Below are 13146 nucleotides of genomic sequence, written 5' to 3'. Positions count from 1 at the left end.
TTCTTCGAGATTCAGTTTTTCTTGGGGTTCAGCTTTTCCGGCGGGATGCGCACGCTCATCTCCGCTTTTTTCGGCTCGACGAACATCACCAGTGCGAACATCGTACCATAGGCAATGCCGGCCAGAATCGCGAGGGTCACGACAAAGCGAAACAGTGTCGGCATCAATTTTCGCCCGTCTTCTTGTTCTGCGTTTCCAAACCCTGTGCCCTTATGGGACGCCAATCCGGCCAATTCAAGGAAGAAGCGGAGGCCTGTTAGCAACTTCTGATGCAGGCATCCCCCGGCCGATATAGGCTTGCCTGTGCTCGGCACGCTTGACGCAAACCGGCTTTTCATGTCGATACGCCGGCAAAGAGGGCCCAAGAAACAGCTGATGAACGCGCACCAGGCAAATCCTCCAGGCGAGACCCACGCCGCGCTGCTTGGCCGGCTGGGCAGCCGATCCATCGTCTTTGTCGGCCTGATGGGCGCCGGCAAGACGGCGATCGGCCGCAAAGTGGCGACCATGCTTTCGCTGCCCTTCATCGACAGCGACCAGGAGATCGAGAGCGTCTCGCGCATGACCGTGCCGGAACTGTTCGAGCGCTATGGCGAGACCGAGTTCAGAGCCCTGGAGCAGCGTGTCATCCTGCGCGTCCTGGAGAACGGCCCGCAGGTTCTGTCGACCGGCGGTGGCGCCTTCATGAACGCGCAGACGCGCGAGGCTATTGCCGCGCATGGCGTCTCGGTGTGGCTGAAGGCCGAACTCGACCTGCTGATGGACCGCGTTTCCAAGAAGCAGAACCGGCCGCTGTTGAAGAGTGCCGATCCCCGTGCCGTGCTGGAGCGGCTGATGGGCGAGCGCTATCCGGTCTACGCGACATCAGATGTCACCGTGCCGACCCGCGACGACCGCAAGGAGGTTATCGCCGCCGAGGTGCTGGACGCACTGTGCCGGCATTTCGGCATCGATGAAATTGCAGCGACAGGCGAGGTCGAATCGTGAGCGCGGATCAGCCCGTTACCGTCGAAGTCGGGCTTGGCGACCGGGCCTACGACATATTGATCGGCTCCGGCGTTTTGTCGCGCGCCGGTGAGGAGATTTCGCGCCGCCTGCCGGGTACGCGCGCCGCTGTCGTCACCGATGAGAATGTTGCCGCCGCGCATCTCGATACGCTGAAGGCCGGGCTCGAGAAGGGTGGCATCCAGCCCACCGTCATTACGATGCCGCCGGGCGAGAAGACCAAGAGCTTTGCCCATCTCGAGGCAGTGGTCGATGGCGTTCTGGCCGCCAGGCTGGAGCGCGGCGATGTCGTCATCGCGCTGGGCGGTGGCGTCATCGGCGATCTCACCGGTTTTGCCGCCGGCATCGTGCGGCGCGGCATGAATTTCGTGCAGGTTCCGACCTCGCTGCTGGCGCAGGTCGATTCCTCGGTCGGCGGCAAGACCGGCATCAACAGCCCGCGCGGCAAGAACCTCGTCGGCGTCTTCCTGCAGCCCAAGCTGGTGCTGGCCGACACGCAAGTGCTCGACACGCTGCCGATCCGCGAATTCCGCGCCGGCTATGCCGAACTCGCCAAATACGGGCTGATCGACCGGCCGGAATTCTTCGCCTGGCTGGAAGCGAACTGGGAAAAAGTCTTCGCCGGCGGGTCGGAGAGGGGAGAGGCCATTGCCGAAGCCTGCCGCGCCAAGGCCGATGTCGTCGCCCGCGACGAGTTCGAGACCGGCGACCGCGCGCTGCTCAACCTTGGCCACACATTCGGCCACGCGCTCGAAGCCGCCACGCAGTATGATGGAACCCGTCTCGTCCATGGCGAGGGGGTGGCCATCGGCATGGCGCTGGCGCATCGTTTCTCCTCGCGGCTCAACCTCGCCAGCCCCGACGACGCCGCGCGTGTCGAGACGCATCTGCGTGCCGTCGGCCTGCCCTGGCGGATGGCCGATATTCCGGGCGATTTGCCTGATGCCGAGGCGCTGCTTGCCTTCATCACTCAGGACAAGAAGGTGTCGCGCGGCGCGCTGACCTTCATCCTGACGCGCGGCATCGGCCAGGCCTTCATCGCCAAGGACGTGCCGGCCTCGGAAGTGCTGTGGTTCCTCAGGGAAAACCACCCAGCCAACGGGAAAGCCGGCTGAGATGGGCAATGGCTGGACCGTCGTTGCCGTTCTTGCCATCCTCATCCTGCTGGTCGTTGCCGTGCGCACGCGCCTCTTCGCCATGTTCGGCTACGAGCTGTCGCGCATCGAGCCGCAGCGCTCGAGCCAGGACGAGTTGCGCGGCGCCGTCGACGATTTCCGCCGCGACGGCCAGGTGGTGCGCGAGGACCGCGACCGCATTGGCGGCCTGTTCGACCTCGAAGAACTCGAAGTCTCCGATATCATGGTCCACCGCACCAACATGCGCTCGGTCAATGCCGATAATGCACCGGAAGCGGTGGTGCGCGAGATCCTGCAAAGCCCGCACACCCGCATGCCGCTGTGGAAGGGCTCGCTCGACAACATTGTCGGCGTGCTGCACGCCAAGGATCTGCTGCGTGCGCTGAACGAAGTCGGCAACGACTTTTCCAGGATCGACGTGATGAAGATCGCCTCGAAACCCTGGTTCGTGCCTGACACCACGACCTTGCAGGAACAGCTCAACGCCTTCCTGCGCCGCAAGGCGCATTTCGCCGTCGTCGTCGACGAGTATGGCGAGGTCGAGGGGCTTGTGACGCTGGAGGACATCATCGAGGAGATCGTCGGCGAGATCGCCGACGAGCATGATGTCGATATACAGGGCGTCAAGCAGGAGGCCGACGGCTCCGTCGTCGTCGACGGCAATGTGCCGATCCGCGACCTGAACCGGGCGCTCGACTGGAACCTGCCGGACGAGGAGGCGACCACCATTGCCGGCCTCGTCATCCACGAGGCGCAGTCGATCCCCGATGAGAAGCAGGCCTTCACCTTCCACGGCAAGCGCTTCATCGTCATGAAGCGCGACAAGAACCGGATCGCCCGGTTGAGGATCAGGCCAGCCGGCGACGCCTGAACGCGTCGCGTTGAAACGGATTCAGGCGGCCCGCTTCAAGCCGTTGTTTTTATGCATTGACGCCCAAAACCGCAGCGCACGTTAGGCGTCATGAAAGCCTTCGCAACCTCGGAGCCTCATTCCGCGATCTGGCTCGTCGAACGTTCGTGGATTGTCGCGCCCGTCTCGACGTCGACGGCCGCCAAGCTGACCTCATAACCCCAAAGCCTGCGGATGTGACGAAGCGTGGCGTCGCGGCTGGCGTCCTCGAGAAGGATGCCATCATTGACCTTGTGTTGCAGTCGCAAATGCCGGTCGCCGAGCAGATCGACATCCACCACCTGGATGTCAGGTCGGTTCGCGCCGACGTCGTAGCTGTGAGCGAGCGCGGCGCGTATCTTGTCATAGCCGCGCTCGTTGTGAATCGAGACGACCTGACAATGTGGTTGGTCGGCAGTGTCGCCGAGCACAAAAAAACGCCATTTCCTGATCAAGGCCGGACTGAGGTACTGGCGGATAAAGGACTCGTCGCGATGGTCCGCCCAGGCTTCGAGCAGGATCTCGCGCCAGTTGCCGTGGCCGGCGATGTCGGGAAACCAGTCCCGGTCCTCGGCCGTCGGCTTGGTCGAGATGCGCTGAATGTCCTGCATCATGTCGAAGCCGAGAGCGTAGGGGTTGATGCCGGAAAAACGCGGATCGTCGAACGCGGGCTGGAAGACCACGTTGGAATGATTGCGCAGGATTTCGAGCATGGCGCCTTCGCTGATCTGGCCGCGGTCGAACAGCGTGTTCATCAGCGTATAGTGCACGAAAGTGGCGCAGCCCTCGTTCATCACCTGTGTTTGCCGCTGCGGATAAAAATATTGTGCTATGACACGAACGATTCTGATGATCTCACGCTGCCAAGGCTCCAGGACCGGGCTGTTCTTTTCCAGGAAATAAAGCAGGTTTTCCTCGGGCAGGTTGAGCGATTTCTTCCGCTCCGGATCTTGACCCTTGTCGTTGACCCTTTGCCGCGAAGGCGGCAGCGTGCGCCACAAATCGTTGTAAGAACGCTCTTCATATTCGAGACGCTCGCGAAGCCCTTCGCGCTGCCGCTCCGACGACAGCTTCGGCGGCCGGTGATAGCGGAACACGCCTTGCGCCATCAGCGCGTGGGCAGAATCAAGAACAGCCTCGACGGCGGCGAGGCCATGCCGCTCTTCGCAACGGACAATGTAGCCCTTGGCGAAGTCCAGGTAGCTGAGGATCGCCCCAGCGTCCGTCCACTGCTTGAACAGCTGATTGTTCTTGAAGAAATGATTGTGCCCGAGCGCAGCATGGGCCGTCACCAAGGCCTGCAAGGCCATGGTGTTTTCCTCCATCAGATAGACGATGCAGGGATTGGAATTGATGACCAACTCATAGGCAAGCCCTCGCCGGCCTTTGCGGTAGAGCAAATCCTGATACAGGAAATGTTTGCCGAAAGACCAGTGACGGTACATCAGCGGCATGCCGACCGACGAGTAGGCGTCGAGCATCTGCTGAGAGGAGATGATCTCCATCTGCACGGGATAGGTATCGAGATGAAGCTCTTCGAGCGCGATTGCCGCTATCGCGTCATAGGCCCGCGACAATGTCTTGAAATCCCAGTCGGACCCGGAAAAAAGCAGGTTGGATTTGCTGGCTTGTCTGGCCATCGGCACCCCCTCACGCTCTCCTCAGGAGAGTCGGCTGCCTGCCGAAGAGCTGGCGAAAGACCGGGTAGATATCGGCGGGCGTAGCGATGCGGCTCATCTGGAAGTTCGGCCATCTCAGGTCGATTGCGCTATAGGCCCGCCATAGCGATGTCCCGTTTTCGGTCGCGCGGAAGATATGGGCCTCACGCTCGTCGATGATCTCGACATAAGCAAAATACTGGCATAGCCGCATGAGCTTGCCGTCGAGCAACGCTATGCATCGCTCGGAATCGCCCGCGAAATTGTCGCCGTCCGAGGCCTGGGCGGCGTAGATATTCCATTCGCGGGCCGGGTAACGTTCGTCAATAATGCGGTGCATTTCCTCCAATGCGGTGGAAACGACGGTGCCGCCGCTTTGCGTATTGTAGAAAAATGTGTCCTCATCGACCTCCTGAGCCAGGTGCGTATGGCGGATGAAGACAATTTCGATGCGGTCGTAACGCCGTTTCAAGAACAGGTGCAGCAGTACGAAGAAGCGCTTGGCCAGATCCTTTTCGCGCTCGCCCATCGAGCCGGACACATCCATCAGGCAGAACATGACGGCATTGGCGTTCGGCACGGGCTGGGGATCGAAGCGGTTGAAGCGGATGTCCACCGGATCGACATAGGCAATTCGCCTGCGCCGCCGCTCCAGCCGATCAAGCTCCTCGCCCAATGCTGCAATGCGCTGGCGCGCCGCTACGCTGGATGGCACCAACTCAAGCGTGGCGATTTCCTGTTCGATCGCGTCCAGCTCCTCCTGCTTGGGGCGCTTCAGTGCAATACGCCTGCCATGGCTGTTACGCATCGTGCGCCCAACATTGATGTTGGTCGGTGGACCGCTAGCGGCGAAGCCAGCCCGGCGCGGCTTGAAGGCAAGGATTTCCTTGAGGTTGAGCTTGACCATGTCAGGCAGCTCGAGATCCTCGAAAAAAAGGTCGAGCACCTCCTCGCGCGACAGCACGAAGCGAAAGTCGTCTTCGGACACCGTTTTCCCCGGGGACGACGCCCCCGCGCCGCTCTGATCAGGCCTGGGGATCAAGTCTCCAGGAGAGAAATGCCTGTTGCCCGGCAGGATGTGCTGGCGCCTGCCGCTGTTCCTGGCGCTGTTGAAGCTCGGCTCGTCCGTTCCTCTTTCGGGCATCGGCACAGCGTGCTCGGCATCCACATCGGCGATCCTGCCGGTGCGGATCTGATCACGTATGCTCCGCTTCAGCTCCTCGCGCGCACGTCTGAGGAAGCGCTGGCGATTGCCGAGGCTCTTGTCCTTCGGGTTCAGGCGACGGTCGATGAAGATCGGCATGGAACCATACGGGCTCTCTCAACCCGCCCTGTTCACCCGCATGTACCAGTCCACAAGGCGACGCACCTGCCGCTCGGTGTAGCCACGCTCGACCATCCGCTGCACGAATTCATGGTGGCGCTTTTCCGTGACGCTGTCCTGTTTGGAGCCGAAGCTGATCACCGGTAAGAGATCCTCGACCTGTCCGAACATGCGCTTCTCGATGACTTCGCGCAGTTTTTCGTAACTCGTCCACGACGGGTTGCGGCCGTTATGCCTTGCGCGGGCGCGCAGCGTGAACTTCACCACCTCATTGCGGAAGTCCTTGGGGTTGGCGATGCCGGCCGGTTTTTCGACTTGCGACAATTCGTTTTCCAAAACCTCTCGGTTCAAGATCTGGCCGGTATCGGGGTCCTTGTAGTCCTGATCCTCGATCCAGGCATCGGCATAGGCGATGTAACGGTCGAAGAGGTTCTGGCCATACTCGCTGTATGACTCCAGATAGGACTTCTGGATTTCGTGGCCGATGAACTCGGCATAGCGCGTTGCCAGTTCCGATTTGATGAACTCGAGATAGGCAGCTTCCGTCTCCTTTGGAAACTGCTCGCGCTTGATCGCCTCTTCCAGGATGTACATCAGATGCACGGGATCGGCACCCACCTCCTTCGTGTCGTAGTTGAATGTCTGCGACAGGATCTTGAAGGCGAAGCGTGTGCTTACGCCGGTCATGCCTTCGGCGACGCCGGCGGCGTCGCGATATTCCTGAACCGACTTCGCCTTGGGGTCGACTTCTTTGAGGTTTTCGCCGTCATAGGCGCGCATCTTGGTGTAGAGTGGCGAATTGTCGTGCTCGGCAAGGCGGGTCGAAACCGTGAATCGGCTGAGAATGTCCAGCACTTCAGGTGCGCAGGGGCTGCCGGCCAGTTCGCTCTCGCGTAACAGTTTCTCATAGATATGCTTTTCTTCGGTGGTCCGCAGGCAATACGGTACCTTGACCACGAGGATGCGGTCGAGAAAGGCCTCGTTGTTCTTGTTGTTCTTGAACTGTTGCCATTCCGATTCGTTGGAATGGGCCACGATGATGCCCTGATAGGGAAAGGCGCCGAAATTCTCGGTACCGTTGTAGCTGCCTTCCTGGGTCGCCGTCAGCAACGGATGCAGGACCTTGATAGGTGCCTTGAACATTTCGACGAATTCGAGCAGGCCTTGCGTGGTCCGGTTCAGTCCGCCGCTGTAGGAATAGGCGTCCGGATCGGATTGGCTGAAATTTTCCAATTGTCTGATGTCGACCTTGCCAACCAGGGCCGAGACATCCTGATTGTTCTCGTCGCCAGGTTCTGTTTTGGCGATGCCGATCTGGCGCAGCCGCGAAGGCATCAACTTGACCACGCTGAATTTGGAAATGTCGCCGGAAAGTTCGTCGAGTCGCTTGGCCGCCCATGGGGAGATGAGCCCGTTCAGCCGGCGTCGGGCTATGCCGTATTTCTCCTCTAACAGGTCGCCCATGCGATCGGGATGGAAAAGGCCAAGTGGCGATTCGAAAACCGGGCTGATCTGATTGCCGACCTTCAGCGTGTAGATCGGGCGCTGTTCCATCAATTTCTTCAGCCGTTCGGCCAGAGAGGATTTGCCACCGCCGACAGGGCCGAGGAGGTAGAGGATCTGCTTGCGCTCCTCCAGCCCCTGGGAGGCATAGCGGAAATACCCGGCAATGCGCTCGATCGTTTCCTCCATTCCGTAGAAGTCGGGAAAGGAGGGATAGACCTTGACCGTGCGGTTCGAGAAAATGCGGCCAAGCCGTTCGTCCTTGCTCGTGTCGATCAGGTTCGGTTCGCCGATTGCCTCGACCATCCGTTCAGGGGCCGAGGCATACATTGATTTGTCCTCTCGGCAGGCGAGCAGATATTGCTGGAGGCTGATTTCTTCCTGGGCCGCGTTCGCATAAATCTCCGAAAACAGATCGAAGACGTCGGACTGATTCTCACGCATGATGCTTTGCCCTCAGAGCCGTTCTGGCTGCCAGCTGGCTCATCATATATTCAACTGCCAGAACGCATTGTGGTTCCCTTCACATGAAGGAGAGCGCATGCATTAGGCATTGAAACCTGGACACCACCCATGTGGCTGGAATGCTTACCCAATACTTAGGTGGTGATGGCCGGATGAGATCGTCAAGGGGCAGGTGTTGATTTCGTGAACTGAACGAAAAAGGGGCCGTGCATTTGGAGCGGCCTGATGCGGCGAGAGTTACGGTCCCGATGCGAGTTCGACGAAGGCCGGTCGATCCGGCCTTTCTACAGCGGATGAGCCTCCAAAGCTCGCGTGACATTCGGATCGATGGTCGATCGCCAAGCTGGACCTCCGGGTATTACCAATCCTTAACTGGACGGTCGTGGCGCCTGCGGGCACTCTCTGGGCCACACGGCCGGGAGACGACGATGATCGATCGACGAAGCCTCATTCTGGCCTCCGTGGCGACGATGCTGCCATTGGGAGCATCGTCGGCTCGGCGCCTGCGCGAGGCCGCGCCAAAGACTTACGACTACGGACCGGCCAAGCTCGACATCTATGCGCCCGATGGCGCGAAAAACCTGCCCGTGGTGTTTTTCGTCCATGGCGGGGCCTGGGAGTTTGGCAAACGCAGCCAGGTGGGCGCCAAGCCGGCCTTCCTGCTCGCCAATGGCTTCTGCTTCGTTTCGATTGATTACCGCATGCTGCCGGAGGCTGATGTCGCCACTCAGGCCAGTGACGTCGAGAAGGCCTATGCCTATGTCAGGGCCAACATCGCCGGGCTTGACGGCAACCCCAAGCGCATTGTCGGCATGGGCCATTCGGCCGGCTGCCACCTGATTGCGCTGACCGGCATGCGCGGCGGATTGCCCGGCGTCGCCGGGCTGCTGCTCGACGATACCAGGGCCTATGATCTCGCGGGGCTTGAGAAAAATGGCGGCATGGTGAGGGCTTATGCCCGGGTGTTTTCCGATCCCGCGCAATGGACGGCACTGTCGCCGGCAAGCTATGTCGATGGTCGTAAGCATCCGCCGACTTTCATCGCTTATTCCAAGGCGTCCGGCCGTGGCGAGGATTCGAAAGCCTTCGCCGAGCGCCTGCGCGCCACCGGTACCAAAGTCACCCTGTTCGACGGCAGCGCCTATACGCACATGTCGATCAACCGCGATTTCGGCGAAGACGGTGACGCGCTGACAGCGGCTGCGCTGACATTCCTGAAATCGACGGTCGGCTGATCGCTGCCGACTTCCGCTCGTCCATCCCTGTCACTGGATCATGCCAAAAGCAGCGGCGGGATATTGCCGTGGGCATGTCCATAAGTGCAATTGCTCTTCGTAAATGGGAGAAAATTGCATGAATGGCGCCGATGTCCTGTGTGACGTGTTGCTGGCCAATGATGTGACGGTCTGCTTCGCCAATCCCGGCACGTCCGAAATGCATTTCGTTGCCGCCCTTGACCGCAAACCGCAGATGCGTTGCGTGCTTGGCCTGTTCGAGGGCGTGGTGACCGGTGCCGCCGACGGCTATGCGCGTATGGCCGACCGCCCGGCCGCGACGCTGCTGCACACAGGCCCAGGCTTGGCCAACGGCCTGGCCAATATGCACAATGCCCGACGTGCGTTCAGCCCGATGATCAACATCGTCGGCGACCATGCCTCCTACCATCTGCCGCTCGATGCGCCGCTCACCAGTGATATCGAGGGCCTGGCGGCACCGATGTCCAACTGGGTTCGGCGCATCGCGGGGCCAGCCGATGTCCAGCCGGCCACGGAGGCGGCTTTTCGCGCCTCGCTGACGCCGCCCGGAGTCACGACGCTGATCCTGCCGGCTGATGCGGCCTGGGGCTGCGCCAACCCGGTCACACCGGGCAAGGTCGTCCTTTCGCCGCCGCCGGCCGTCGACAGCGATGCTGTGCGCGAGACCGCCGCGGCGATCCGTGCGGCCCCGGACCGTGTCGGCATGATCGTTCGTGGGCGGGCGGCGCGGGCCGATGCGCTCGAGATCGCCGGCCAGATATCGACGGCCTGCAATGTCCGCCTGTTCAGTGAGGTTTTGATCGCGCGGATGCAACGCGGGCGTGGGCGCGTCGCGCCGACCCGCATTCCCTATCCAATCGATGCGGCGACGGCATTGCTGAGGGATATCGACGTTCTGGTGCTGGTTGGCGGCAAGGAGCCGGTCGCCTTCTTCGCCTATCCGGGAAAACCGGGCCGGCTGGTCCGCGACGACTGCCAGGTGCTGACGCTCGCCGCCCATGGTCAGAACCTGCATGCGGCGCTGGAAGCGCTTCGCGATGAGCTCGGCGTCAAGCCGTCGCAACAGACGGTGTTCGCGACCGCTTTCCCGGACGAGGCTGCGCCGAGCGGCAAACTGACGGACGACGCCATTGCGCTGTCAGTGGCGCGCAAGCTGCCGGACAATGCGATTGTCTGCGACGAAGCGGTCACCTCGGCCAGGCGCTTCTTTGCCTTGTCGGCCTTTGCCGCGCCGCACGATTACATGATGGGCACCGGCGGATCGATCGGCGGCGGCATTCCGATGGCAACCGGCGCGGCGATCGCTTGCCCCGACCGCAAGGTGATCAATCTCGAGGCCGACGGCAGCGGCATGTACACCGTGCAGGGTCTGTGGACGCAGGCGCGGGAAAATCTCGACGTGGTGACGATCGTCTTTGCCAACCGGACCTATGCGATCCTGCATGGCGAAATGAAGAATGTCGGCGTCAATGCGATCGGCGAGAATGCCAGGCGCATGCTCGGCCTCGACCATCCTGCGCTGGACTGGGTGTCGCTGGCCAAAGGCATGGGCGTGGAGGCGGCGCGCGCCGACACATGCGAGCGCTTCGACGCACTGCTGGACAGCGCTCTGTCGCGGCGCGGGCCGTTCCTGATCGAAGCTGTGATCTGAACGCCCCGCAGACGCGAGAGCGGGTCTAGCCTACCAGCGGGTCTTTTCGCCGGGAGCGGCCGGCTCGATCGCCAGTGCATGCACGCCGGCTTTCAGTTCGTCGGCCAGCAATTCGTTGACGGCGCGGTGGCGGTCGATGCGGCTCATGCCGGCAAAGGCGGATGAGACGACGCGGATGCGAAAATGCGTTTCGCCGGTGCCGTCATAGGCGCCGTGATGGTCTGAGCCGTGATGGTGATGGCCGGCGTGGAGATGGCTTTCGTTGATGATGACCAGTCGCTCCGGCGAAAATGCCTTGTTGAGCTTGTCTTCCATGGTCGTCTGTATGGACATCGCCGTCTCCGTTCACCACATATGGCTGGCGTACCAGCGTGAAAACCGGAAACCGGTTTCACAAGGGGGCCTCTGTTTCGCAACTAAATTCGCCATTCGCCTGCTTTAAGCCGCGATTCAGCGGTTAGGGCGATGATCGCGAAAATGTCAATTCTTGTTTCGCATCTGCGAACGCCCCATAAATGGGTGAGATGAAGCCGTATCCCAAATATTTCGAGAAGATTCGCGTCCGCCCCGACAAGGACGCGGAGCTGAAGTCGCATTCGCCGATTTGCCAGTGGGACGGCTGCAAAGAGGCGGGCACTCATCGCGCGCCGGTTGGGCGGATGAAGGAGGGCGAGTATTTCCGCTTCTGCTTCGACCATGTGCGCGAGTACAACAAGGGCTTCAACTATTTCTCCGGCGTTCCGGACACCGAGGTCGCGCGCTTCCAGAAGGAAGCCATGACCGGCCATCGGCCGACCTGGAAGATGGGCGTCAACGGCGCCTCGACGCGTTCATCGCCTGATATGGCGCAGATGCGCTCCGGCCGCGCCGGCTATTACAACCGCATGCGCGACCCGTTCGACCTGTTCAAGGGGCCGAAGGATCCGCGCGAAGCGCGCGAGCGCAAGGCCAAGCCGCTTGAGGCCAAGGCGCTGGAAACGCTTGGCCTTGATACAAAGGCGACTGGCAAGGATATCAAGGCGCGCTATAAGGAACTGGTGAAGCGTCACCATCCGGATGCGAATGGTGGCGATAGAGGTTCGGAAGACCGGTTCCGCGATGTGCTGCAGGCCTATCGCGTGCTCAAACAGGCGGGCCTGTGCTGAGCGACCCTATGGTTTGTGTCGTTTTCCAACTTTCATAAGGGTGGAAAAGGCTTTAAGACCGCCCCCGAACAAAATCGATTGCCGGCGAAATGGGACGTTTCGCCCGTGGAGACGTTGAGAGATATGAACAAGGTCGATCGCGACATCGCCAACCTGCCCGACACGACGGTGTCGGTGAAGGAGAAATTCGGCTTCGAGTCCAAGATGGTGGTGCCGGCCTATTCGGTAACATCAGAACATGTGCCTGACATTGATCCGGACTATCTGTTCGACAAGGCGACGACCTTGGCGATCCTCGCCGGCTTTGCCTACAACCGCCGCGTCATGGTGTCGGGCTATCACGGCACCGGCAAGTCGACCCATATCGAACAGGTCGCCGCCCGCCTCAACTGGCCCTGCGTGCGCGTCAACCTCGACAGCCATGTCAGCCGTATCGATCTCGTCGGCAAGGACGCGATCGTCGTCAAGGACGGCTTGCAGATCACCGAATTCCGCGACGGCATCCTGCCCTGGGCCTATCAGCACAATGTTGCGCTCTGCTTCGACGAATATGACGCCGGCCGTCCGGACGTGATGTTCGTCATCCAGCGCGTGCTGGAATCGTCGGGCCGGCTGACGCTGCTCGACCAGAGCCGGGTTATCCGCCCGCATCCGGCGTTCCGGCTGTTCTCGACCGCCAACACGGTCGGCCTCGGCGACACGACCGGCCTCTATCACGGCACCCAGCAGATCAACCAGGCGCAGATGGACCGTTGGTCGATCGTCACCACGCTGAACTACCTGCCGCACGACAATGAAGTGAACATCGTGCTGGCCAAGGCCAAGCACTATCGCGACAACAAGGGCAAGGACATCGTCAACAAGATGGTGCGCGTCGCCGACATGACGCGCTCGGCCTTCATCAATGGCGACCTGTCGACCGTGATGAGCCCGCGTACCGTCATCACCTGGGCCGAGAACGCCGAGATCTTCGGCAATATCGGCATGGCCTTCCGGCTGACCTTCCTCAACAAGTGCGACGAGCTCGAACGCTCGGTGGTGGCCGAGTTCTACCAGCGCGCCTTCGGCGAGGATCTGCCGGAAAGCGCCGCCAACGTGGTGCTGGGCTAAGCAG

The 13146-nt window shown here is 61.1% G+C and carries 12 protein-coding genes; 7 read left to right on the top strand and 5 right to left on the bottom strand.

Features of this window, described 5'->3' with window-relative positions:
* Nucleotides 1–11: 11 nt before the first annotated feature.
* Nucleotides 12–164 carry a hypothetical protein gene (locus tag AC1D05_RS11125; RefSeq protein ID WP_015315495.1) on the bottom strand — a complete coding sequence of 51 codons (153 nt, stop codon included), beginning with the start codon at nucleotides 162–164 and terminating at the stop codon, nucleotides 12–14.
* A gap of 211 nt (nucleotides 165–375) precedes the next feature.
* On the opposite strand from AC1D05_RS11125, the gene AC1D05_RS11120 reads away from it, so the two are divergent.
* The 3 genes from AC1D05_RS11120 to AC1D05_RS11110 are packed head-to-tail and all read left to right on the top strand — an operon-like array spanning nucleotide 376 to nucleotide 3012.
* Complete coding sequence (locus AC1D05_RS11120; protein ID WP_477223311.1) at nucleotides 376–987, top strand: shikimate kinase; 612 nt, start codon at nucleotides 376–378, stop codon at nucleotides 985–987.
* A complete protein-coding gene (gene aroB / locus AC1D05_RS11115; protein ID WP_477440787.1) occupies nucleotides 984–2120 on the top strand; it encodes a 3-dehydroquinate synthase in 1137 nt (378 codons plus the stop codon). The genes AC1D05_RS11120 and aroB overlap by 4 nt, the downstream gene beginning before the upstream one ends.
* A 1-nt stretch (nucleotide 2121) precedes the next feature.
* Entirely contained in the window at nucleotides 2122–3012 is an 891-nt protein-coding gene (locus AC1D05_RS11110; protein WP_477440786.1) for an HlyC/CorC family transporter, read from the top strand.
* A gap of 116 nt (nucleotides 3013–3128) precedes the next feature.
* Here AC1D05_RS11110 and AC1D05_RS11105 read toward each other — a convergent pair whose 3' ends face one another.
* Genes AC1D05_RS11105 through AC1D05_RS11095 form a run of 3 tightly spaced genes read right to left on the bottom strand, consistent with a single transcriptional unit; the run spans nucleotide 3129 to nucleotide 7959 of the window.
* Nucleotides 3129–4670 (bottom strand): SpoVR family protein, encoded by a 1542-nt coding sequence (locus AC1D05_RS11105; protein WP_477440785.1) that lies wholly within the window; start codon nucleotides 4668–4670, stop codon nucleotides 3129–3131.
* 10 nt (nucleotides 4671–4680) lie between these two features.
* Nucleotides 4681–5991, bottom strand: coding sequence for a YeaH/YhbH family protein (locus AC1D05_RS11100; RefSeq protein ID WP_477440784.1), 1311 nt, complete (start codon nucleotides 5989–5991; stop codon nucleotides 4681–4683).
* 18 nt (nucleotides 5992–6009) lie between these two features.
* On the bottom strand, nucleotides 6010–7959 hold the full coding sequence (locus AC1D05_RS11095; RefSeq protein ID WP_477440783.1) for a PrkA family serine protein kinase: 1950 nt from the start codon (nucleotides 7957–7959) through the stop codon (nucleotides 6010–6012).
* Nucleotides 7960–8408: 449 nt separating this feature from the next.
* Here AC1D05_RS11095 and AC1D05_RS11090 point away from each other — a divergent pair, with 449 nt between their 5' ends.
* Both AC1D05_RS11090 and AC1D05_RS11085 read left to right on the top strand, forming a co-directional pair.
* Nucleotides 8409–9215: an alpha/beta hydrolase gene (locus tag AC1D05_RS11090; protein WP_477440782.1), complete on the top strand. Its 807-nt coding sequence runs from the start codon at nucleotides 8409–8411 to the stop codon at nucleotides 9213–9215.
* 118 nt (nucleotides 9216–9333) lie between these two features.
* Nucleotides 9334–10887 (top strand): acetolactate synthase large subunit, encoded by a 1554-nt coding sequence (locus tag AC1D05_RS11085; RefSeq protein WP_477440781.1) that lies wholly within the window; start codon nucleotides 9334–9336, stop codon nucleotides 10885–10887.
* Nucleotides 10888–10917: 30 nt separating this feature from the next.
* On the opposite strand, the gene AC1D05_RS11080 is transcribed toward AC1D05_RS11085, so the two are convergent.
* Nucleotides 10918–11220: a BolA family protein gene (locus tag AC1D05_RS11080; protein WP_477440780.1), complete on the bottom strand. Its 303-nt coding sequence runs from the start codon at nucleotides 11218–11220 to the stop codon at nucleotides 10918–10920.
* A gap of 182 nt (nucleotides 11221–11402) precedes the next feature.
* Here AC1D05_RS11080 and AC1D05_RS11075 point away from each other — a divergent pair, with 182 nt between their 5' ends.
* Both AC1D05_RS11075 and cobS read left to right on the top strand, forming a co-directional pair.
* Nucleotides 11403–12032: a J domain-containing protein gene (locus AC1D05_RS11075; RefSeq protein ID WP_115140634.1), complete on the top strand. Its 630-nt coding sequence runs from the start codon at nucleotides 11403–11405 to the stop codon at nucleotides 12030–12032.
* A 123-nt stretch (nucleotides 12033–12155) separates the two neighbouring features.
* On the top strand, nucleotides 12156–13142 hold the full coding sequence (gene cobS, locus AC1D05_RS11070; RefSeq protein ID WP_477440779.1) for a cobaltochelatase subunit CobS: 987 nt from the start codon (nucleotides 12156–12158) through the stop codon (nucleotides 13140–13142).
* Nucleotides 13143–13146: the final 4 nt, after the last annotated feature.

This window comes from Mesorhizobium sp. P2_E9 (assembly GCF_056403815.1).
The sequence above is the reverse complement of the archived record's forward strand: the minus strand, read 5'-3'. Positions and strand labels throughout refer to the sequence as shown.